Origin of the sequence: Xanthomonas sp. NCPPB 1754 (assembly GCF_041475725.2) — a bacterium.
Lineage (GTDB): Bacteria > Pseudomonadota > Gammaproteobacteria > Xanthomonadales > Xanthomonadaceae > Xanthomonas > Xanthomonas euvesicatoria.
This window is the reverse complement of the sequence record NZ_CM192982.1, coordinates 1,952,447-1,972,478: the sequence shown is the minus strand read 5'-3', so window position 1 is coordinate 1,972,478 and position 20,032 is coordinate 1,952,447. Positions and strand designations below refer to the sequence as shown.

17 protein-coding genes and 1 other RNA gene are annotated in these 20,032 nt (G+C 64.8%); 4 read left to right on the top strand and 14 right to left on the bottom strand.

Going from position 1 to position 20,032, the window contains the following annotated elements:
• The first annotated feature begins 208 nt into the window (after positions 1-208).
• Positions 209-1,624 (top strand): MFS transporter, encoded by a 1,416-nt coding sequence (locus ACCQ15_RS08770; protein ID WP_014089966.1) that lies wholly within the window; start codon positions 209-211, stop codon positions 1,622-1,624.
• 161 nt (positions 1,625-1,785) lie between these two features.
• On the opposite strand, the gene ACCQ15_RS08765 is transcribed toward ACCQ15_RS08770, so the two are convergent.
• Complete coding sequence (locus tag ACCQ15_RS08765; protein WP_372381554.1) at positions 1,786-3,507, bottom strand: ATP-binding cassette domain-containing protein; 1,722 nt, start codon at positions 3,505-3,507, stop codon at positions 1,786-1,788.
• Positions 3,508-3,600: 93 nt separating this feature from the next.
• The gene (locus tag ACCQ15_RS08760) at positions 3,601-4,659 is read right to left on the bottom strand and encodes a phosphoenolpyruvate carboxykinase (ATP) (RefSeq protein ID WP_372381423.1); all 1,059 of its coding nucleotides are present in this window, start codon (positions 4,657-4,659) and stop codon (positions 3,601-3,603) included.
• 131 nt (positions 4,660-4,790) lie between these two features.
• Between ACCQ15_RS08760 and ACCQ15_RS08755 the strand changes: the two genes are divergently transcribed.
• Both ACCQ15_RS08755 and ACCQ15_RS08750 read left to right on the top strand, forming a co-directional pair.
• Positions 4,791-6,344 (top strand): B12-binding domain-containing radical SAM protein, encoded by a 1,554-nt coding sequence (locus tag ACCQ15_RS08755; protein ID WP_372381422.1) that lies wholly within the window; start codon positions 4,791-4,793, stop codon positions 6,342-6,344.
• A 55-nt stretch (positions 6,345-6,399) separates the two neighbouring features.
• On the top strand, positions 6,400-7,614 hold the full coding sequence (locus ACCQ15_RS08750; protein ID WP_011347084.1) for a nucleotidyltransferase family protein: 1,215 nt from the start codon (positions 6,400-6,402) through the stop codon (positions 7,612-7,614).
• A gap of 15 nt (positions 7,615-7,629) precedes the next feature.
• Here the strand turns inward: ACCQ15_RS08750 and ACCQ15_RS08745 are convergent.
• From ACCQ15_RS08745 to ACCQ15_RS08690, 12 genes are all read right to left on the bottom strand, one after another.
• Positions 7,630-7,706, bottom strand: a non-coding RNA gene (locus ACCQ15_RS08745) — sX9 sRNA.
• 131 nt (positions 7,707-7,837) lie between these two features.
• Positions 7,838-8,959: a glycosyltransferase family 4 protein gene (locus ACCQ15_RS08740; RefSeq protein ID WP_008574982.1), complete on the bottom strand. Its 1,122-nt coding sequence runs from the start codon at positions 8,957-8,959 to the stop codon at positions 7,838-7,840.
• The gene (locus ACCQ15_RS08735; protein ID WP_372381421.1) at positions 8,956-10,086 is read right to left on the bottom strand and encodes a glycosyltransferase family 4 protein; all 1,131 of its coding nucleotides are present in this window, start codon (positions 10,084-10,086) and stop codon (positions 8,956-8,958) included. The genes ACCQ15_RS08740 and ACCQ15_RS08735 overlap by 4 nt, the downstream gene beginning before the upstream one ends.
• 124 nt (positions 10,087-10,210) lie before the next feature.
• Positions 10,211-10,909, bottom strand: a complete 699-nt coding sequence (locus ACCQ15_RS08730) for a class I SAM-dependent methyltransferase (RefSeq protein ID WP_011347081.1) — start codon at positions 10,907-10,909, stop codon at positions 10,211-10,213.
• A complete protein-coding gene (locus ACCQ15_RS08725) occupies positions 10,906-12,141 on the bottom strand; it encodes an amidohydrolase family protein (protein WP_029819195.1) in 1,236 nt (411 codons plus the stop codon). Before ACCQ15_RS08725 ends, ACCQ15_RS08730 begins: the two co-directional genes overlap by 4 nt.
• Positions 12,142-12,153: 12 nt before the next feature.
• Positions 12,154-12,996 (bottom strand): class I SAM-dependent methyltransferase, encoded by an 843-nt coding sequence (locus ACCQ15_RS08720; protein WP_218551120.1) that lies wholly within the window; start codon positions 12,994-12,996, stop codon positions 12,154-12,156.
• Between the two features lie 283 nt (positions 12,997-13,279).
• Complete coding sequence (locus ACCQ15_RS08715) at positions 13,280-14,131, bottom strand: Wzz/FepE/Etk N-terminal domain-containing protein (RefSeq protein ID WP_122273038.1); 852 nt, start codon at positions 14,129-14,131, stop codon at positions 13,280-13,282.
• A gap of 43 nt (positions 14,132-14,174) precedes the next feature.
• Positions 14,175-15,308: a hypothetical protein gene (locus ACCQ15_RS08710; protein ID WP_277570127.1), complete on the bottom strand. Its 1,134-nt coding sequence runs from the start codon at positions 15,306-15,308 to the stop codon at positions 14,175-14,177.
• An 8-nt stretch (positions 15,309-15,316) separates the two neighbouring features.
• A complete protein-coding gene (locus ACCQ15_RS08705) occupies positions 15,317-16,255 on the bottom strand; it encodes a glycosyltransferase family 2 protein (RefSeq protein WP_071117904.1) in 939 nt (312 codons plus the stop codon).
• Positions 16,252-17,505: an O-antigen translocase gene (locus ACCQ15_RS08700; protein ID WP_011347075.1), complete on the bottom strand. Its 1,254-nt coding sequence runs from the start codon at positions 17,503-17,505 to the stop codon at positions 16,252-16,254. The genes ACCQ15_RS08705 and ACCQ15_RS08700 overlap by 4 nt, the downstream gene beginning before the upstream one ends.
• Entirely contained in the window at positions 17,502-18,626 is a 1,125-nt protein-coding gene (locus ACCQ15_RS08695) for a DegT/DnrJ/EryC1/StrS family aminotransferase (protein WP_039417108.1), read from the bottom strand. Before ACCQ15_RS08695 ends, ACCQ15_RS08700 begins: the two co-directional genes overlap by 4 nt.
• A gap of 1 nt (position 18,627) precedes the next feature.
• Positions 18,628-19,101: a sugar 3,4-ketoisomerase gene (locus ACCQ15_RS08690; RefSeq protein WP_071117902.1), complete on the bottom strand. Its 474-nt coding sequence runs from the start codon at positions 19,099-19,101 to the stop codon at positions 18,628-18,630.
• Positions 19,102-19,405: 304 nt separating this feature from the next.
• Here ACCQ15_RS08690 and ACCQ15_RS08685 point away from each other — a divergent pair, with 304 nt between their 5' ends.
• Positions 19,406-20,026 (top strand): cytochrome b, encoded by a 621-nt coding sequence (locus tag ACCQ15_RS08685; RefSeq protein WP_195903660.1) that lies wholly within the window; start codon positions 19,406-19,408, stop codon positions 20,024-20,026.
• Positions 20,027-20,032: the final 6 nt, after the last annotated feature.

Genomic DNA, 20,032 nt, shown 5'->3' with positions numbered 1-20,032 from the left:
GGCGTTGTTGAGCTTGCTGCTGAAAAGGAGCGGTGCGGGCGCAATTCAATTATGAGGAAGAGTGCTGTTGCCTGGTCGGCTGCGCGCACCTTGGATGCCCAGTGCCCTCTTGCCACAGACGAACGCATTGACCGCGCGACGAAGTGTGCCCGCTGCGGCATCTGGACGCTGGCTATGATGAGACTGCCCTACCTGCGCCTGCCTGCCCATGTCTCCGAGTGTTTTAGCGCCCCCCGAACAGCCCTCGCCTTCCGCGCAGATTGCCGCCCGGATCGACCGGTTACCCGCCAGCGCCACGCTGTGGCGGCTGGTGGGGTTGCTGGCGCTGGGCGGGTTCTTCGAGTTGTATGACCTGTTCCAGACCGCCTACATCAGCCCCGGGCTGATTGGCGACGGCATTTTTGCCAGCGGCGCCGATGGCGCGTTCGGCATGTCCGACCAAGCCGCATTCGCGGCGGCCACCTTCCTTGGGTTGTTTGTCGGTGCCGCGCTATTGAGCCCGTTTGCCGACCGGTTCGGGCGTCGCCCGGTGTTTACCTTCGCCTTGATCTGGTACACCGCTGCGACCGTGGCGATGGGTCTGCAGAGCACGGCCAGCGGTGTGATCGTGCTGCGCTGTGTGGTCGGCATCGGGTTGGGAATCGAACTGGTCACCATCGATACGTATCTGTCCGAACTGGTACCGCGGCACATGCGCAGCGCGGCGTTCGCATTTGCATTTTTCGTGCAATTTCTGGCGGTTCCGACGGTCGCGCTGACCGCGTGGATGTTGGTGCCGTCTGCGCCGCTGGGCGTGAGCGGCTGGCGTTGGGTGGTGTTGCTCAGCGGTGCGTTTGCGCTGGCGATCTGGTGGCTGCGCAGCCGCTTGCCGGAATCGGCGCGCTGGCTGGCCGCACACGGCCGGCACGCAGAAGCCGATGCAGTGGTGACCGAACTGGAAGCGCGCTGCACGCGCGATGTGGGTGCGCCACTGCCCGCGCCGCAGGCGGCCACACCCGCGCCGGCCGGTGTAATGCCCAGCGCACTGCTGTGGCGTGCGCCGTATCGCGGGCGCATCGGGATGTTGGTGGTCTTCCATGTGTTTCAGGCGATCGGCTTCTTCGGTTTCGGCAACTGGTTGCCTGCGCTGATCTCGGCGCAGGGCACCGGGGCCGGGGTGACCAAAAGCCTGGCGTACTCGTTTGCGATCTCCTTGGCCTACCCGCTGGCGCCATTGCTGTTGCTGCGCTTTGCACAGCGCTGGGAAAACAAATGGCAGATCACCGCATCGGCGCTGGGCGCTGTTCTGTTCGGTGGGCTGTTCGCGTTGCAGCATCAGGCCGTCGGCATGGTGCTGTGCGGGGCGATGGTTGCGTTCTGCAACGCCTGGATGAGCTTTGCCTATCACGGCTATCAGGCGGAGCTGTTCCCGACCGGCTTGCGTGCACGTGCAGTGGGCTTCTGTTATTCCTTCAGTCGCCTCTCCACGGCGGTGAGCAGCGTGCTGATCGGCTGGTTGCTGACGCAGGTTGGCAGCCACGGGGTGCTGGCCTTCATCGCGCTCAGCATGTCGATCGTGGCGAGCGTGATTGCCGCGTTCGGGCCGCGCACGCGCAATCGGGCGCTGGAAGAGATTGCGGGATAAAACGGCTGACCCAGTGACTAGGCGCACGCCTGGCGTGCGCATCCGGTGCGCCGCGTGACCGGCCCATCCGGTGCCTGCGTGTCTCGACTTGAGCCCGACGATTGCGCGCTATGTACTGTCAGCGACTTGCAAAGCCACCGACCCGCCAGCGTGTGACCGGCCTAGCGCACATCGTACGGCGTGGCAATTTCCGGCGAACTGATATGCACCCGCCGAACAGGCGCACCATCCAAGTTCACCGTGCGATCGGCCACGGCGGCCAAGCTGGTGCGGTGCGAAACCACTACCAGCACGGTGTCCGGCAAACGCGCGCGCAAGGTGCTCAGCACCTGATGTTCGGCATCGGCGTCCAGCGCGCTGGTTGCTTCGTCCAACACGGCCAGGGTCGGCCGACGCAGCAGCACCTGCGCCAGCAACAGGCGTTGCGATTCGCCGCCCGAGAGGCGCCCGTCCTGTGCATTGATCGGCGTGTCCAGACCTTGCGCATCGCGCTGCAGCCGCGGACATAGGCCCACATCGGCCAGCACCTCCCACATGCGTGCGTCGGACGCTCCGGGCAGCACCCACTGCAGGCAGTCGCGCACCGTGCGCTGCCACGGCCGCACGCCCTGGCCGATGTAGGCGCTGTGTCGCACCAGATGTCGATATGCCGAGAATGTCAGCCGTCGTCCACCCATGTGCGCCACGAACTGCGCCGGCGGCGTCTGCCCGGAGAGCACATCCATCAGACTGCTTTTGCCCGCGCCGGAGGCACCGACCACCTGGGTCATCTGGCCTGGTACCAGCAATATCGATTCGATCGCGCATTGGGGCAGTGGCGGCGCCAGCCCGATGTGTTCGATATGCAGCGCAGCCGTGAGTGGTTCGGCCATTTGTTCCGGAACGTGTACCCGCGCAGCGCCCAGGTCGACATAGCGGCGCCACAGCTGCAGCGCCGGCCACGCCGAACGCAACTGCTGAAGGCTCTGCCGCGTGGTGACCAGGTACGGCAGCAGACGGCCGAGCAATAGACTGACGGTGATCAGCGCAGCACGATTGCCCCCCTGCCAGCGATTGGCCAGCACCAGGATGCCGGCGATGGCGACCACCGCGGCAAGTTCCAGCAGCAGGCGGCTGCCGGCAACCAGTGCTTGCTGTTGCGCATACCCGTGCCCCAGTCGCGCCGAAATGCGCTCGTAATGGCGGGTTTCGAGGCCTTCGCGCTGAAACGAGCGTACGTGGCGCAAGCGACGCGGAAAATCTTCGCTGAGCCAGAACAGCTGCGTCATGTCGGCCACATACGCGCGGCTGATGCGTGCCTGTGCGCGACTGCTGGAGAAGCGCAGACCCAACCCTGCCAGCACCGCCAGCAGTGGGGTGGTGATCAACAGCACAGGTGCAATCAGCACCGCGATGCACACGCTCACCAGCGCAGTGATGGCCGCGACCAGCAGCTGCAGCACGGCGCTGAAGCCTTGCGTGGCGATCTCGATGTTGTACGTGAGCACGTTGGCGATTTCTGCTGAGCTGGCCCCGGACAGGGCCGGCAACGGCGCATCGATCAGTGCCGCATGCACGCGTGCGCGCAGACCGATGGCATAGCGGCTGGTCAACTGCGCGGCCAGTCGCGCGCTCTGCCAGCGCAACACGGCAAACAGCAGGCTCACCGCAATGAACAGGCACGCCTGCATCGCCAGCCCGCCCGGCAAGGCCAGGCGATAGCCCGCCAGTTGCACGCTGTGGCCTGGCTGCACCAGCGGCAGCAGGCACACCGCCACCACGCTGCCGGCCAACGCGGCAGCCAGCGACAACGCGACGTAAAGCGCAATCATCGGCATGTCTGCAGGCACCAGCGTGCTCGCGAACTGTTGCAATGCAACGCGCATGCGCCGGATGGCGGTCATCGCCAGCGGCTCATTCGTGCGCAACATGCAGGCGCCAGTGCGCGATGCGGGTCTGCGGACCGGTGGCGTTCCAGGAGGCTTGCATACGGCCACTCATTGCAACAGCTGCAGCAGCGCATCCACCGATGCCTGCGGATGCGTGCCACGGAGCAAGGTGAACATGCCGATGCGCCGCACCTGTTCGACGAAGCGCTGCCAGCCGGGCTGACCGGCGGCGTACGGTTGATCGTTGGCCAGGCAGGCGGCGACTTGCTCCCCAGGCACCGCGACCAGGCGCTGTGCCGATGCGATGGCCGGCGACCTGGACACCATCACGACCGCATGCAACCGCATCGGCTTGGGCGCGAGATGCGCGTGGCGATGGCGAAGATCGACCTCGAATTTTTCCACGCCGCTGCGACGCCGGATCACCGGCGATGCGCTGATCCATGCGCGCGTGGGCGCGTCGACCAGGCCCAGCGCTTCGGCACGCAGATGCAGGAAATTGGCCACACCGGTGGTGAGCAGGCTATCGGGCGCCACAAAGACACCGTCTTCGGCGACAAAGTCCAGGCCATGCAACAGGCTATGCAAGGCCAAGGTCGATTTCCCCGCACCGCTGGCGCCAAGCAGCAACACGCTGCGTCCGCGTCGACCTACACAAGCGCCATGCAGCGGCACCAGCCCAATGCCACGCGCAGCCAGCAGGAATACGGCGAATTCGATCAGTTCGTAACGCACGTGATACGCGTGGGCAAGCATGTCCTCGGACACCACCAGCATCGCGCGGCGCTGTGGCACCGAGAGCATCAGATAATTGCACGCATCCATGACGCCGCACAGCAGGCCGCCGCTGGCGTGCGTGCGCACAGGCGGCGGCTCGGCATCGGTGCGGCCCGGCGCACGCGGCAGCAGGTCCAATGTGACATGAAATTCCGGAGCGCCCGGCAGCCGATGCGCGGGCAAACCCGCGTAGGCGACATCGACCAGCGCCAGCAGTGCCTGGCTATCGCTGTGGAAATGAAACAGCGCGCCGAGAATCTGCCGGCGCACGCCCAAGCGCCGCGGGCGATGCTCGCCGAACGGATCTGCCGCTACTGCGGCCCCTGCTGCGATGGCGGCTGAGCCATCGTTCAGCGGCGTGTGTTGCGCCCATGCAGCCGACTGCGGCATGCCTTCATCCGATGCACTGAATCAGCCGATGGGTGCCGCTTTCCTACAGAAAGGTTGCCTCGCCGCAGCCTTGCCCGCATGCAACGCGACGCAACCAAAGCGGCCTGCATCCGCACCTACTGCCGAGCCGAATGCCGGTGTCTGCGCACGCCGCTGCTGCGCCCGCCTGGCGAGAGAACGAGAGCCTTGTGCCGATGGTAAAGATCCAGGTCAGTCATTCGTATTTCCTGCGTTACGACCCCAAGCAATGGGAGCGCGGCAAGCCGTATCCGCCATTGGCGACGTTGCAGATCGCAGCGCTGCTGCGCGAGCGTGGGCATGCAGTGAGCCTGTTCGATGCAATGCTGGCCGACGATGTGGAGGACTACACCGCCGCACTGCGCGCTGCGCAGCCGGATCTGGTGGTTTTCTACGAAGACAACTTCAACTTCCTCACCAAGATGTGCCTGAGCCGGATGCGCGAGGCCGCCTGCCGCATGATCGCGCAGGCCCGTGCCGCCGGCTGCCGCGTGCTGGTGGCCGGCTCGGATGCGTCCGACAACCCGGATGCGTTCCTGGCCGCAGGCGCGCATGCGGTGTTGATCGGCGAAGGCATCGCCCCGTTGATCTCGTTGCTGGAGCGCATCGAAGCGAAGCCGGATATCACCACCGACCACTGGCTGGAGGGAGTTGCGCAGATCGCCACCAGCCAGCCTTGGGCAGTGCGCGTGCATCCCGGCGCGCAACCACCGGACGCACGGCTGAGCGGCCTGCCGGCATGGGACCTGGTGGATATGCCGCGCTACCGGCGTTTCTGGCAACAACGGCATGGCCATTTCAGCTTGAACATGGCCGCCTCGCGCGGTTGCCCGTTCCGTTGCAACTGGTGCGCCAAGCCGATCTGGGGCAATCACTACAAGCGGCGCGGCGCCGAAGAGGTGGCCGCAGAGATGATCCACCTCAAACGCACCTTTCGGCCGGACCATATCTGGATGGCCGACGACATCTTCGGCTTCCATATCGATTGGGTGGAGACCTTTGCGCAGCAATTGAGCGATGCCGACGGCGCGGTTCCCTTCACCATCCAGACCCGTGCCGACCTTGCCAGCGAACGCATGGCCGCAGCGCTGGCGCGCGCCGGCTGCGTGGAGGCCTGGATCGGTGCGGAAAGCGGCAGCCAGCGCATTCTCGACAAGATGACCAAGGGCACCCAGGTCGGCGAGGTCATCGCCGCACGTGAGCGCCTGGGCACGCAGGGCATCCGCGTGGGTTTCTTCATCCAGCTGGGCTATCTGGGCGAGGAACTCGACGACATCCTGGCCACGCGCGCATTGGTGACGCAGGCCAATCCGGACATCATCGGAGTCAGCGTGTCGTATCCCCTGCCCGGCACCAAGTTCTACGAAGAAGTAAAGAATCAGCTGGGCAGCAAGACGCACTGGCAGGATAGCGACGACCTGGCGATGATGTTCCGTGGCGCGTACGACTCCGAGTTCTATCGCAGCGTCCGCGATCTGCTGCACAGGCAGGTCGATCTGCAAAAGGCGCGTGCCGCGATGACGGCCGATGCGTTCGCGCAGGCGTCGGAGCAACTGGAAGCACACTGGTCTGCCTTGATCGCCAGTGAGGCCCGGCACCGCAGCGAGCCGATGACCCCCAGTGCTGCGCGTCAGCCACGCCACCTGAGCACCGTCCTGGTGGGCTAGCGCGCGATCGTTTCCACACTTTTCTATCGACACCTTGCCTGACCGGACCACGCGCATGCAGCCCTCCCTTCGCACCATCAAGCACCGCCTGCACACGGCGACCGAACGGCTGGCTCTGGAGCTGGCCCAGCCAGGCGATGCACTGCCGCAATGGGACCGGCTGCAGTGGCAGCTGGCGGCAGCGGCAGCGGCCGCGCACGGCGTTTCGCCGCTGTTGCAGCGCCGCTCGTTGTGGCAGAACGCCGAATGGAATGCCTTCCTGAGCGAACAGCGCAGCCATGTCGAAGACCGCCATCGGCGCATCGCGCTGCTGCTGACTCGTATCGATACCGCTGCCCGCAGCGTGGGCGTCGCGCTGGTGGGATTGAAAGGAACCGCTTTGCATCGACTGGGTGTGTATCTGCCTGGCGACCGCCCGATGGCCGATATCGATCTGCTGGTGGAACCCGACGACGCGCCTGCAGCGGCGGCGTTGTTGTGCGAACTGGGCTACGTCGCTTCTTTCGAGCAGTGGAAGCACCAGGTATTCAAGCCGCAGCACGGCGAGGCAGTGGCCGGGCTAGGCGAACACCGCGATGCGCCGATCAATATCGAGCTGCACACGCGCATCCAGGAACGTTTGCCGGTGAGCAGCGTGGAGATTACTGACCGAATCCGGCCGGAGCGGCCGCAACCGGGCTTGAATCCCTATCCATCGATCGGCGCATTGATGTGTCACTTGCTGCTGCATGCGGCAGGCGGCATCTGCCACCGCACCATTCGCCTGATGCATCTGCATGATCTTGCCTTGCTGGCAACGCGCATGGGCCCGCGCGATTGGGAGCAATTGTGGGAAGACAGCGCCATGCCGCCATGGTGGGCGTTGCCGCCACTGCTGTTGCTGCAGCGCTATTACCGCGCTGTGGTGCCAGCCGCGGTGATGGCGCGCCTGCATGCTGACTGTCCTGCGCTGCTGCGCATGCGAGCAGCCCGGCAAACGCTCACCGCCGCATCGTGCTCGAACCTGTGGTTATCGGCGCTGCCTGGCATCGAATGGTCGCGCTCGTTGGGCGAAGCGCGGCAGTATCTGCACAGCCGTGTGGTGCCTTCGGCAGAAAGCCGCAAGGAGCGCGCGGACATGCTGCAGACCCAGTTATGGCTGCAGGATCAGCCATGGGTGCGCCAAACCCAGGCGCGCCGCCTGGTGACGCGCCTGACCAGACCCGTGCCGCGCACGGACATGTTGTACGTGGTGCGTGCGGCGCTGGATGGCTATCTGCAGCCGGCGTGAGGCTGCGCTAAGCGCGGCTAACAAAACGTAGCGAGCAGCCGTCAGGTGGGCGCGGACGGCGCGCTCAGAACCGCAGCGTACATGTGGCACATGCCGATTCCGAGCACCGGTGGCACCCGCGTGGCGGCTGCACAGTCGTTTTGTCAGCTGCTAAGGAGTTTTCCTCGCTCAAGGCACGAGCGCACGAGATCACCGACGATAGCGCCCTGCCTTGCCGCGCACATCAACGCACTTCAGGCAGCGGCCGCTGCTCGCACAGCTGGCGATACAACTGCTCGAACAGGCGCGTGGTCAATGCAGCATCTTCGCGGACGGCGCGGCACTGCGCCGCCCAGGCAAGGCGCAAGCGCAGTTCGTCATCGCCGAGCACCTGGCGGATGGCCTCTGCCATTCCGGCCCAGTCGCCCGGCGGCACCGCCAATGCGCAGACAGGAGCCCACTCGACCAGATGCCCCACCGCAGTTCCCACCGTAGGAACCCCTGCAACGGCAGCTTCCAGCAGCACCAGCGGCCCGGCTTCGTGCAGCGAGGACAGCACCAGCAGATCGGCCGACAGCATGATCGGGCGCAACTCGCGCTGGGTCTTGAAGCCGAGAAAACGCACCTGTTGCTGCAAGCCGAGCTGCTGCACCAGGCGCTGCATGGCACCGCCCAATGTGTCGACGCCCACTATGTCCAGGGTGAAGGCAACGCCGGCGCGCTTGAGTGCGGCCATTGCCTGCAACAAGGTGGCCTGATCCTTGACCGGATTGAGGCTTGCCACATGCAGCAGGCGCGCGGTCGGCCCGGTACGGGCGCGCGGCGCTGCCGGCGGCCAGGCGCGCAGATCCACGCCCAGCGGTACGCGTTGCGCAGCAATGCCCAGTGCCTGCAGCGAAGCGATGATGGGCGCGCTGGCAGCCGTTACCTGGTCGGCAAGCCGCAGGATCACCGCCTCGCGCAGACGCCCTCGCCATCTGCGGCGGCCGCCGTAATCGATGCGATGCAAGGCCACCAACTCGCCGCCGGCGATATGCACCATGCTGGGACGGCGTAGCAGCTTGGCGGCAGTGACCGCGATCAAGCTGCAATAGCCGGAAAAAATCGCCTGAATCACAGCGAACGGTTCGCGCCGGTGCTCGTCGCAGATGGCGGCAATTGCGCGCAGCCGCGTCCGACGCGCGCCGATGTTGTGCACCGTGGCACCGCGCAGGCGCCAGATGCCCGGCTGCGGCTCTTGATGCAGCACGAACACGTGCACGTCATGGTTGCGTGCCAGCCACTCGATCAAGGTCAGGAACACCGGGATCACGCGGACTTCCCCGCTCCGATCCACACCACCTGGCACCACCAAGGCCAGCTTCATGCGGTGCGCTCCGGCGTGGTCGCGCGCAAGTGCGTATAAGCCTGCGCCCAGCGCCGGCCCACTGCGGCAAACGACAGGCGCGCGTCGAAATGGGCACGCACCTGTGCGCGCGAGGGGCGTTGCCGACTGACGCGCAGCAACAGTTCCGACAATGCCGATGCATCGCCGACCGGCCACAACTCGCCCATTGCGCCGTCATCGCTGAGCGCACGAAACGACGCAATGGCCGTCAGCAGCGGCAGGCAACCGCAGGCATAGGCTTCCAGTGCGGCATAACCGCAACTTTCTGCATGGCTGGCAGAAACAAACAAATCCGCCGCACGCAGCAGCTCCTGCACGTGTGCGTGCTCGACCTTGCCGAGCAAGTGGACGCATCTGGCCAGTTGTGGGTCGGCGCGCAGGCGCTGCTGCACCTGCGCCATCAGTGGCGCCTGGTCGAACACGCACCACAACCGCAGACCGGGCAACGCACGCGCAGCCAGGGCCACTGCATCAAGCACACAGAGCGGGTCCTTGGCTGGACTGAAATGGCCGATCCACACCACACAAGGGTCACCGTGCACCCGCGTCTGCTCGCGTGCCTGCAATCGGTCGCCCGGGGTGAAGCGGCTGCTGGATTCGGGGATGGCATACAGCTGCGTGCTGCGGCGAAACAGGCGCGCACGCACGAACGGCCGCGCCAGCTCCAGCGAGGTGAACGCGATGCCGGCTGCGGCCGCGTAGCGTGCGCGCCACAGGCGCCTGGCCCACCAGCGTGGTGGCCGGTTGGCATGATCCTGCAGCAGAATCGGCAGCTGCGGCAGCAGGCGCGCCAGACGCCGCGCGTCGCCGGCGAATTCCAGACCATGTACATGCAGCACATCGGCATCGATCTCGTGCAGCAATGCGGCTAGCGTACCGGCGCGGACTGCGCTGCCACGCTGGTGCAGATCGACGAAGCCGTAATCCACGCCCTGGTGGCGCAACCTGGTGTTCAAGGCGGAGGCCTGGATCACCGACACCTGCACGCCAGCACTGGCGACAGCTTCGGCGATATCTGCCAACGTCGGCCATTGCGCGAACACCTGCTCCACGTTCAGGCCATCGGGCGTGGGAACCAGATTCAGCTGTGCGACGTGCAGGCTCATAGGGCCGGCAGCGCCTGGATGGCGATCGACGCAACGTCGCTGCTGCTTGCCGCTGCGACCGCAGCGTGCCGCTGACGGGCAGTAACCCACGCACAGACAGCCACTGCGGTGTGCAAGATCTTGCTCACGCGACCCGTCGCAGCCGTAGCACCAGCGCAACCGGCACCTGCAGCGCCATCTTGTCGAAACGTGCCCCGGCCGGGATATCCGCGGGATCCAGTATCGGCTCGGACACGGCTTCGATCGCGAACCCGAGTGCGGTGCATGCCGAATGCCAGTGGCTATAGAGATGCGGGGTGTGGCGGACCGCGTAGTGCTGCCCATCGGCCTTGAAGTCGCGCCGCCAGCCCAGCGCGTGGCCGATCGGGTGGACGTCGCTGCACAGCACGATGCCGCCGACGCGGGTGACGCGATGCAGTTCTTCCAGCGCCGGCCATAGCTGTTGCAGGTGCCCCACCACCAGACCGCACACGCTCAGGTCGGCCACCGTATCGGGCAACGGCAGATGATCCAGGCTGCCTTGTTGCAGAACGATGCGTGCGGCCGGCCAGTCCTGTGCGAGCTCGGTACCGGCACGGTGCAGCATCTGCGGCGACAGGTCGACACCGGTCACTTGCCGGGCCCCACGGTGCAGTGCGTGCAGCATGTAGCGGCCGCTGCCACAGCCGGCGTCCAGCACGTGCTGGCCCTGCAGGCTGGATGGCATCAGTGCGAGCATGGCGCGCTCTTCGGCCAGCATCACCGGGTTGTGCGCGTGCGGTGGATACGCCTGCGCCCACAGTGCGTAGGCAGCAGCGGGCTCGAGCACCGGCACTGCGCTCACGAAAGCGCTCCATTGGCAACCGGCGCATGGGTAACCTGCGCGGCGGCCTGCGCCGGCTGCTCCTGCGTTAAACGCTGAAGACCGGGTTCGAGCGCCAGCACCGCGGGGTCGGCCAGCGTGGCATCGAGCAATTTGGGCCGTCCGTCCAGCAACACCGGCACGGTCCGGATGCCGGCCGCGCCGAACCACGGCGCAAAATCCGGATCGGCGATGCGCGGCTTGCCATCGCGAATCACCGCACGCAAGTCGCTGCGCGTGCAACCGATGATGCTGCTGGCAGGTTCGCCGCCGCGGTCGCGCACGATCAACACATCTGCAGCGGCTCCAGGCGCGATCCGCCCACGCGTTGCCATGCGCAGGATACGCGCACAATCACTGGTGACCATGCCAAGCAGTTGGTCCGGTGCCAGTCCGCTCCGGCTGGCGACCTGCAGTTCTTCCAGCAGGTCGCGCGCGCCGCTGATGCGCGAATCGTTGCCCAGCGCCAGCCGGCCGGCCATGCACAAGCGCCACGGATCGAGCGTGCGGCCGAGCAGCGCCTGATTGCTGGACGGACACCACACCACGGCTGCGCCACGCGCGATCACGCGCTCGATATCCTGCTCACCCATGCCTACGCCGTGGATCAACACCGTGTTGGCGGCCAGGCAGCCGAGCCGGTCGAGTTCATCGAGCTCGGCACGCGCCACCGCATCGGTGCCTTCGGCCAGATGGATCATCCAGGGATGCGCTGGCAGGGTCGCGGCAAAGCTGCTTTGTACGGGCGGGCCGTAGCCTGTCCACCCCAATGCGTAGCTCCAGCCGAAGTCGCGCAGCAGGCTCACCGGGAAATTCGCTTCGTCCAGCGTGGCGTGCCATGGGTCGTGCTGGGCCACGCACGTGACGCCGGCCAACAGGTTCTTCAAACCGCCATGGCGCAACCGCACTGCCTTGGGCACACGCAGTGCGGCGGCCACGTCCGGATGCTGGAAATGCGCCTGAAATGCCTCGATCCACGCGTAGCTGTTGCGAAACGGCGCGGTCTGCGGCAGCGGCGGCACGCAGTTGACCTGCAGATGTTCGTGCGCATTGATCAGGCCCGGCGCCAGCACATGCCCTTGCAGATCCATGCGCACGGTGCCGGTGCCCAGCGTGCCGCCGAAGCGCCCCGCGCGGATCGTCACTGCGGCACGCGACGGACCGGCCTGGGTGATCGCACGTGCGCCTTGCAGGCAGACATCGGCCATGGCCATCGACTGCTCCACTCAGCGCTTGCGCATCACGATCAGAAAGTGATCGCCCATGTCGCGCAGCAGCGGCAGCCCGCCCCACCGGTCGTCGCAGCGCCCCAGGCGCTCGGACAGGCGTGGATTGCGTTCGCAAAACTCCACCAGATACGGCGGCGGCAAGAACAGGCTCAAGGCGCGGTAGCTGTCCAGCACGAAGTACGTTTCGAATGCGCGGTAGAACTCGCGCGGCAGGTGGTACCAGGTCCAGATGGTGTGCCCATTCATGCCCACCGCAATTGCGCCTTTGGCGGCACGCACCGCCGCGCGCCTGAGGCGCCCACGCAAGGCGTAATGGCCGATTTCCCACGGGCAGATCCGCCCGATCACCGAAAACACCAGGCAGCCGTCCGGGCGCAGCAGGCGCGCGCACTGTGCGGCGACGGCCGGCAGATCCGGCGCGCAATTGAGCGGGCCGAAGTTGGAGTACATGCCATCGAAGCTGCCTTCCAGCCGATCGAGTTGCTGGATGCCGACATGCGCGGTGGTGAGGCGTTCTTGCAGGCCGTGCGTGGCAGCGCGATGGCGGGTGCGCTCGACCATGGCCGGCGACCAGTCGGTGGCCAGCACGGAATATCCGCGGCGCGCGAATTCGCCAGCATCCAGGCCGGTACCGCAGCCCAGATCGACCAGCCGCGACCCCACCGGCAACTCGCTCGCTACGGTGTCCCACAGCGTGGTGCGCATGCGCTGGATCAGCGCGTTGTTGCCGCGGGGACCATCGTAATCGGGAGCAACGCTGTCGAAAGCACGTTGCGTTTCCAGCAGTTGCTCCGGCGCGACAGTGCCGCCCCGCGCCGCATGCTCACTGAGTGACGACATGCGCAGCCTCCCACACCCGTCCTATTGTTTTCACCACACACTCTCCGGTCGCAACGCCACCAATGCGGCATCGCTTGATAGACCCGTGAGTGCGCGATGTTGCCGGTTTGGTTGCAGCGCACTGGATGGTGGCCGAGCTGGCACAGGCAATCACACCCAAGATGCATGCATTGGCCAAACGCGCCGCACGCGATGCACGGTCTCGCTTTCGCTCGCGTATCACCCGGCGCCTGCTGCATGCGAGAACGCATTCCCCAGATTGCGCCGAGGCACCACTGCAGCGTCACACACCAGCGTGTGCAGGAGTCCGCGCACGACGACGCACCGCATTGCGCAGCACCGCGGCCAGCACGCCCAGCCCTGCGCCGGCCAGCAGGCCGGCCGCCCAGACGGTGATCGCATTTGGATACGCCTGGCGGTCGGGCACGTACAGCGGCCACGCCAGCGAGGTCTGGTAGGTGTAGCGCGCGGTGAGCCGGGCGACGAGGTCGTCGCGCTCGGTCTTCAAGGCGCGAATCGTGGTGTTGCTGTCGGTGAGCAACACGCCCGCCAGCACCTGTGTCGGCGTGGCGGAAGCCCCTCCCTGCCCGGCCTGCAATTGCCGCTGCAGCTGCTCGCGATGGCTGGTGGCCGCGCGCAGATCCTCGCTCAAGCCCTGCAGGCGGGCGCGCGCAAGATCGAGCGCAGCTGCATTGGTGTCACCGTGCAGTATCTGCAGTTGCGTCACGGTGGCCGTGGCCAGCGTGCGCGCCTGCTGCGCCGATTCAGCCCGGATGGTCACACCGATCAGATTGGCGTAAGGGTCGGGGTCCGGCTTCAGGCTGCCGCGATACAGCTGCGCGGCGCGGCTATCGAGCGGCACCTGCGCCTGACGCAACACCGCATCCTGAAACAGCCGCGTTTTCATGCGATCGATCACGCGCTGAAACGGTTCGACCTTGGGGTCGCGGCCAGCAGGAGTCGGGCCGATTTCGCCAACCTGGATCCACGCGGTTGCCTCCCATTGCGGTTTGGCCAGGCGGGTGAAGGCGAAGGTCAGGCCCAGCACCACCACCAGCGCTACCACTGCCCAGCGCCATTCCCGGCGCAGGATGCGCCACAGGTCGATCAGATAGATTTCGTCGTGTTGATTCATGGGCGTGGCTCTGCAACGGGGCGAATAATGACGTGCTGCCCGCTCACGCGGCAGACGGATGTGCGGACAGGCGGTTGGGCAGCAGCACCGTGCAGGCATGCAGCACCAGGCACAGCGCGATAAAGCCGAAGTTGGTCCATGTGAACGCCTGTGGCGCGAAGGGCGACATCAGGCAGGCGTAGGCGATACGCAGGAAGATCAGCACATGGAAGATCGACAGCGAGCCATTGAGGCGGCGCACGCTCCAGACCAGCCCGGCGTACAGGGCCAACATTGCAAGCAAGGCACCGGCAGCGCCCCACGCCATCAAGAACGGAAAGAACTCGGTACCTACATTGATGTTGGGCGCATCCAGCGGAATGCTGGTCCCGGCGGTGGAAATCGAACCACTGAACGGCACCAGTTGATTGATCAGGAAGCTGGCGTTGAGGTAGCCCTTTGCCAGCATCGCACCGAAGTTATACGGCCCTGCGCTGATGTAGAGCAGCAACCATTGCACGCCCTGCGGCATGGCACGGTAGAACGCGCTGAACGGCAACGCCACGGTGGCCAGGGAACCGGAGCGCAACGCGCCAAGGATCGAAAACACGCCACCGCCGGCCAGCACGAGCAGGCCAATTGTCTTCCACGGCAGCCGACGCGCCGGATCGCGCCGCAGCAGCATCACCAGCACGAACGAAAACAGGCCAGCGAAGATGCGGTTGCGATCGATCACCACGATCGGAAACACGAATCCCAACGTCACCATCGCCGCACGCAGCCCACGATGGCGTACGCACAACAGGGCGATCGGCGGCAGGATCCAGCACATATTGGAGATGTGCCGCACATGCGCACGCAACGGGCTCAAGGTGGCGTACGACGCTGGATCGCTGAACAACGGAATCGGAAACAGCACCAGGTCGGCGATGCAGAACACCGTCACCGCCGCGGCCAGTACCATCGCCAGGAATGCATCGCGGGTACCGGCGTAACGGTAGTGGCGAAAGCGTTCCGACCAAGGAAGCTTTGGGCCAACCAGTAGATCCAAACATAATATCCCACCAGCTGCCGCAATCAGCAAAACGAGTCCCGCACGATAACCACTCGGTAACTCGTAGGTCACAAATGTGACTCCACAGCTAATAAAAATCGCTGGAATCAAGTATGTCGACGGTCTTCGTAGAAAAAAAACAATTGACAGACTCACCTTGCAATCCATGGCTTGTCCGTTAAAACCGCAATCAAGCGCCGCATTATGTATACCGCCAGATGCCAAAAAACCCCTAACCAGTTGGATTTCAAGAAAGAAACTTTCGCTCTTATAAGACTGTGCTGCGCACGCAACAACCAAAATTCCGCGCCCAAAAAATACTTAGCGCCGCGCTCCGCAACAGATGCAAATTCACTCAAGTTATCAATTCTTTTTTCCAGATTCCGCGTCTTGCTTACATTGGTACCGTGCAAGCGATAGGCAGAAACAGTTACATCTATGAATGCTAGATAATTACCAGAAACCAGCCTGATAAAGAGATCCCAATCCTCGACCCTGAGTGACTCATCCCACCTCATACCTTCATCAAAAGCATTGTGCCTAAGCATCATAACCGCACCACTGACGGCCCACTTACTAATCACGGCGCGGCGAATTCCAACGTCTGTTCCGTATTGAGCTTTGTTGGCGCGATGAAGATCACACATTGCACTCTCGCAAATCAACCTACCTACTCTATCTACAACGCAAGCATCACCTATGACCGCGGCTTTCCCGGGATTTTTTTCCAGGAACTCAACCTGTGCTTGAATCCCCCAAGGCATCATGTAGTCGTCACTTGCAACGATACGCATGTATTCACCTCGTGCTGTCCGTGCCGCCTCGTTCAGCGTCGCGGACACTCCCCGATTCTCGCGTTGCACGAAGTGCACCGGTAGCCGATGCCCATGATCGCTGATCCATTGACTGATCTTTTCGCCGGTGGCATCGCTGGAGCCATCGTCGATGATCACGATTTCCTTGCATGGATACGGATCTTCCAGGACGCTGTCCAGGCAGCGCTGCACGAAATGCTCATGGTTGAACGCCGGAATCAGTACCGACACCAACGGCCAGCGTGCACGTGCCGATACAGGTGCCTGATCGTTCATGCCGCCCGCTCCAGGTAGCGCCGCACCACCACGATGTTGAACAACAGATACAGCACGTAGTTTGCTGCAAACGCGTACATCGCGCCGATCAGCCCGAACTGCGCGGTGAACACATACACCAGCGCCAGATAGCTCGCTGCAAACACGCATTCGGAAATCACGAACAGCCGCGTCATCGCCTTGGCCACCATCACATACGACAGCACGAACGCCGCGATCTTGATCACATCGCCCAGCAGCTGCGGGCCGTACAAGGGCGCCGCCGCGGCGAATTGGGGATCAAACAGCAGCCGGGTCGCCCAATCGCGGCATACATACACGCCCAGCGCCGCCACGATCACCGCCGGCATGACATAGCGATATGCACTGCGCAGCTCGCTGCCCAGCCCCGCAGCGCCTTGCAGCGACGCCAATTTGGGCAGGTAGTACACGTTGATGGCGGTGGTGAAGAACAGCAGATAGGCATCGGAGACCCGGCTCACCGCCTGCCAGTAGCCCACTTGCCCCCAGCCGAATTGCAGCGCCAGATGATCGCGCACCAGGATGGTCGCCAGCTGCGGCACCAGTGTCGAGGTGAGCGTCATCAGCGAAAATGCCGCCAGCCGACGGGTCATCTCCGCATCGAAGCGCATCCGCCACATGGCAGGCTGAAAATAGGGGCTACGCCGCAGTGCCGGAACAGCAGCCAGCAGCCACAGTACCTGACCCAGGACCAGCGCCAGCAGCGCCCCGTATAGTTGCACTTGGCTGGAAAGCCACGCCACCAAGGCAACGCTCAGCACGGCGCCTGTCACTTGCACGAAGGCGAGCCGCCGCACGTCCATGAAGCCGTTGATCAGCGCCAGTATGTAGTTGAGCAATGCGATTCCCAGCTGCGCGATTGCCAACACGCAGATCAGCGGACGGTAGCTCGCATCGCCCAGCAAGCGCTCGGCAATGGCTCCGCTGAAGGCTATGGCCAGCAGCGCGATCACGCAGGCCGCGCAGAATGCGTATAAGAGCGCCGCACTCAGCAAGCGCGCCAACTCGGGCGCATCGTCGCGGTACTGCGCTACATGCTTGACGATGCCGGCACTGATGCCGCCACCGGCCAATACCGCCAGCACCGACATCAGGTTGAGGAACTGGCCAAGCCGGCCCACGCCCTGCGGCCCGGCGTAGACGGCGACCAGCTTGACCACCACCAATGCCGCCAGCAGCTTGGCCAGCGTCGCAACGCCGGTGTAGGCGCTGCTGCGCACGAGATTCATGTGTTGCTGCCGAACGATTGACAGGCCGCGATCACGTGCGCAACTGCTGCATCGTCCAGCGCCGGCCCCATCGGCAGGCTCAGTACTTCCCGATGCAGCTGTTCGCTCAGCGGCAGGCACGCCTCGCCCAGGGTGGCGTATGCCGGCTGCCGATGCGGCGGCACCGGATAATGAATCTGCGTGTGGATGCCCTGCCGCAACAGATGTGCCTGCAAGGCATCGCGCTGCGGGCTGCGTACCACGAACAGATGCCAGACGTGCTGCTGCTCTGCCACCGGCGCGGGCAGCACGATCAGCGGGTTGCAGATGCCGTGCAGATACCGCTGTGCCACTGCACGCCGCAGCGCGATTTCGTCCTCCAGATAGCCCAGCTTGACGCGCAGGAAAGCAGCCTGCATTTCATCCAGACGCGAGTTCACCCCCTGGCAGAGATGGTGATACTTCACTTCCGAGCCATAGTTGCGCAGCGCGCGAATGCACTCGGCCAGACGTACATCCGACGTCGTGACTGCGCCGCCATCGCCCAGTGCACCCAGGTTCTTGGTCGGGAAGAAACTGAAGGCCGCCGCATCGCCGAAGGCACCGGCGCGCCGCCCCTGTGCGCGTGCCCCGTGCGCTTGCGCGGCATCCTCGATCAGCAGCAGGCCGTAGCGATGGGCCAGGGTCTGCAGAGCCTGCATCTGGGCCAATTGGCCATACAGGTGCACTGCCATGATGGCGCGCGTGCGTGGCCCGATCGCCTTCTCCACCCTTGCCGGATCGATGTTGAAAGTGACCGGGTCCGGCTCGACCGGCACCAGCACCAGATGGTTCTGGCTGATCGCCAGGAATGTCGCGATGAAGGTGTTGGCCGGCACGATGATTTCGTCACCTTCGCGCAAGACCCCCAGCTCACGATAGCCGCGCAGGATCAACGCCAACGCATCCAGCCCATTGCCCACGCCGACTGCATGCGTGCTGCCGCAATAACTGGCGAATTCGGCTTCGAACGCGGCCAGCTCTTGACCGAGCACATACCAGCCGGCATCGATCACGCGTGCCGCTGCGAGTTTGAGTTCATCCGCATAGCGCGCATTGACTGCACGCAAATCCAGGAAAGGCACATCTCTCAATTCCACCATTTTACGATTGCACTTCGAGCAGAGCATTGATGCTGGGAATGAAGCTCGTGCTTGAGTGCCCTGGTTCTTGGCCAGTGCGCACTTCGCTTACGAACTGGTCGTAATCCAGGATGTAATCGCCAGGGTCGTAAAACTGGTCGGCCAGCACCATCAGCACGCAGTCGGCACTGAAGCGGTACAGGTCGCGCCACACCATGCGGCCGAGCAGCAGGCCTTGCGACGGGTCGTCCAGCACCACTTCGCTAGGACCATTGCCGTTGCCTTCGTCGAGCAGAATCGTCACCGAGCCGTGCAAGGCCACGGCGAATTGATTGAGCTGGCGGTGCGCATGCTGGCCGCGGTGCACGTCGTGGCGCGTGCCGAACAGGTAATACACACGGCGGATCTCGAACGGAACATTGCGCTGCTGCTCCAATGAAATGAGCAGCCCGCGATCGTCACCGTGGGTATGCAACTGGATGCGTTCGATAGCCATGATCGGAGAGGCGTAACCGCTGACTGCACGTAGTGCGACATGCCTGAGTGCGTCGGGTTGCGCGAAAGGTTGCGCGCGCTCGGGGCCATGCGAAGCGCTGTGCGCGCAAGCGCAGCCGACCGCATCGCAGCGCTTCGGTGTGCAGCACGTGCAAACCAGGTGCCACGGCGACGCAACCTTTTTCCGACATCGCCGCACCCATCGGTGCACGTTCACCTGGCCGCCGTTCGGCCGGCGTGGGGAGCCAGGCCTGGCAGCGCAGCGCGCAGCCGGAACCAACGACCACCACCGGAAGACAGATCAGATGCGTTCCTCCCCCCCTGCGCCCGCCAGCGCTCCCGTCAACGGCACAGACACCGCGCCTCTGCCAGAACAGGCGCCCGCAGCTGCGCGCGTGCTGCCCCTGCCCAAGGCGATGCGCGTGCTGCACTGGCTCACCGTGCTGTGCCTGGCCATGGCGGCCACGCTGATCCTGCTGCGCGCTGAGCTGGATGGCCGCGCACTGCGTCAGTGGCTGCTGGAAGGCCACCGCCACTTTGGCTTGCTGGTCCTGGTGCTGTTTGCGTTACGCATCGGGTTGCGCCTGCGGTTGCGCAGATTGCCGCCCGGCCCACCCGCATCGCTGCCGATGCGCCTGGCCGCTGGTGCCACGCATGTGGCGATGTACGGCCTGATGCTCGCGCTGCCATTGCTGGGCTGGTCGCTGAGCAGCGCCTACGGCAAGCAGGTGTATTTCTTCGGCATCCCCCTGCCCGCGTTGGTCGCGCCGGACGGCGACCTCGGCGACACCCTGGGCACCTGGCACTTGAATGCGGCCTGGGCGCTGCTGGCGCTGGTGCTGCTGCATATCGGCGCCGCGCTCTGGCATCACCTGGTGTTGCGCGACGGCCTGTTGCGCCGCGTGTTGCCGGGCAAGCGCGCATGAGCCGCC

Coding starts and splice junctions, on each gene's coding strand:
- ACCQ15_RS08715 (WP_122273038.1), bottom strand. CDS start 14,131: ATGAATCAACACGACGAAATCTATCTGATCGACCTGTGGCGCATCCTG.
- ACCQ15_RS08705 (WP_071117904.1), bottom strand. CDS start 16,255: ATGAACGATCAGGCACCTGTATCGGCACGTGCACGCTGGCCGTTGGTG.
- ACCQ15_RS08725 (WP_029819195.1), bottom strand. CDS start 12,141: ATGGCCATGGCCGATGTCTGCCTGCAAGGCGCACGTGCGATCACCCAG.
- ACCQ15_RS08695 (WP_039417108.1), bottom strand. CDS start 18,626: ATGGTGGAATTGAGAGATGTGCCTTTCCTGGATTTGCGTGCAGTCAAT.
- ACCQ15_RS08690 (WP_071117902.1), bottom strand. CDS start 19,101: ATGGCTATCGAACGCATCCAGTTGCATACCCACGGTGACGATCGCGGG.
- ACCQ15_RS08740 (WP_008574982.1), bottom strand. CDS start 8,959: ATGAAGCTGGCCTTGGTGGTGCCAGGTGGTGTGGATCGGAGCGGGGAA.
- ACCQ15_RS08720 (WP_218551120.1), bottom strand. CDS start 12,996: ATGTCGTCACTCAGTGAGCATGCGGCGCGGGGCGGCACTGTCGCGCCG.
- ACCQ15_RS08755 (WP_372381422.1), top strand. CDS start 4,791: ATGCCGGTGTCTGCGCACGCCGCTGCTGCGCCCGCCTGGCGAGAGAAC.
- ACCQ15_RS08735 (WP_372381421.1), bottom strand. CDS start 10,086: ATGAGCCTGCACGTCGCACAGCTGAATCTGGTTCCCACGCCCGATGGC.
- ACCQ15_RS08685 (WP_195903660.1), top strand. CDS start 19,406: ATGCGTTCCTCCCCCCCTGCGCCCGCCAGCGCTCCCGTCAACGGCACA.
- ACCQ15_RS08770 (WP_014089966.1), top strand. CDS start 209: ATGTCTCCGAGTGTTTTAGCGCCCCCCGAACAGCCCTCGCCTTCCGCG.
- ACCQ15_RS08760 (WP_372381423.1), bottom strand. CDS start 4,659: ATGCCGCAGTCGGCTGCATGGGCGCAACACACGCCGCTGAACGATGGC.
- ACCQ15_RS08700 (WP_011347075.1), bottom strand. CDS start 17,505: ATGAATCTCGTGCGCAGCAGCGCCTACACCGGCGTTGCGACGCTGGCC.
- ACCQ15_RS08765 (WP_372381554.1), bottom strand. CDS start 3,507: ATGACCGCCATCCGGCGCATGCGCGTTGCATTGCAACAGTTCGCGAGC.
- ACCQ15_RS08750 (WP_011347084.1), top strand. CDS start 6,400: ATGCAGCCCTCCCTTCGCACCATCAAGCACCGCCTGCACACGGCGACC.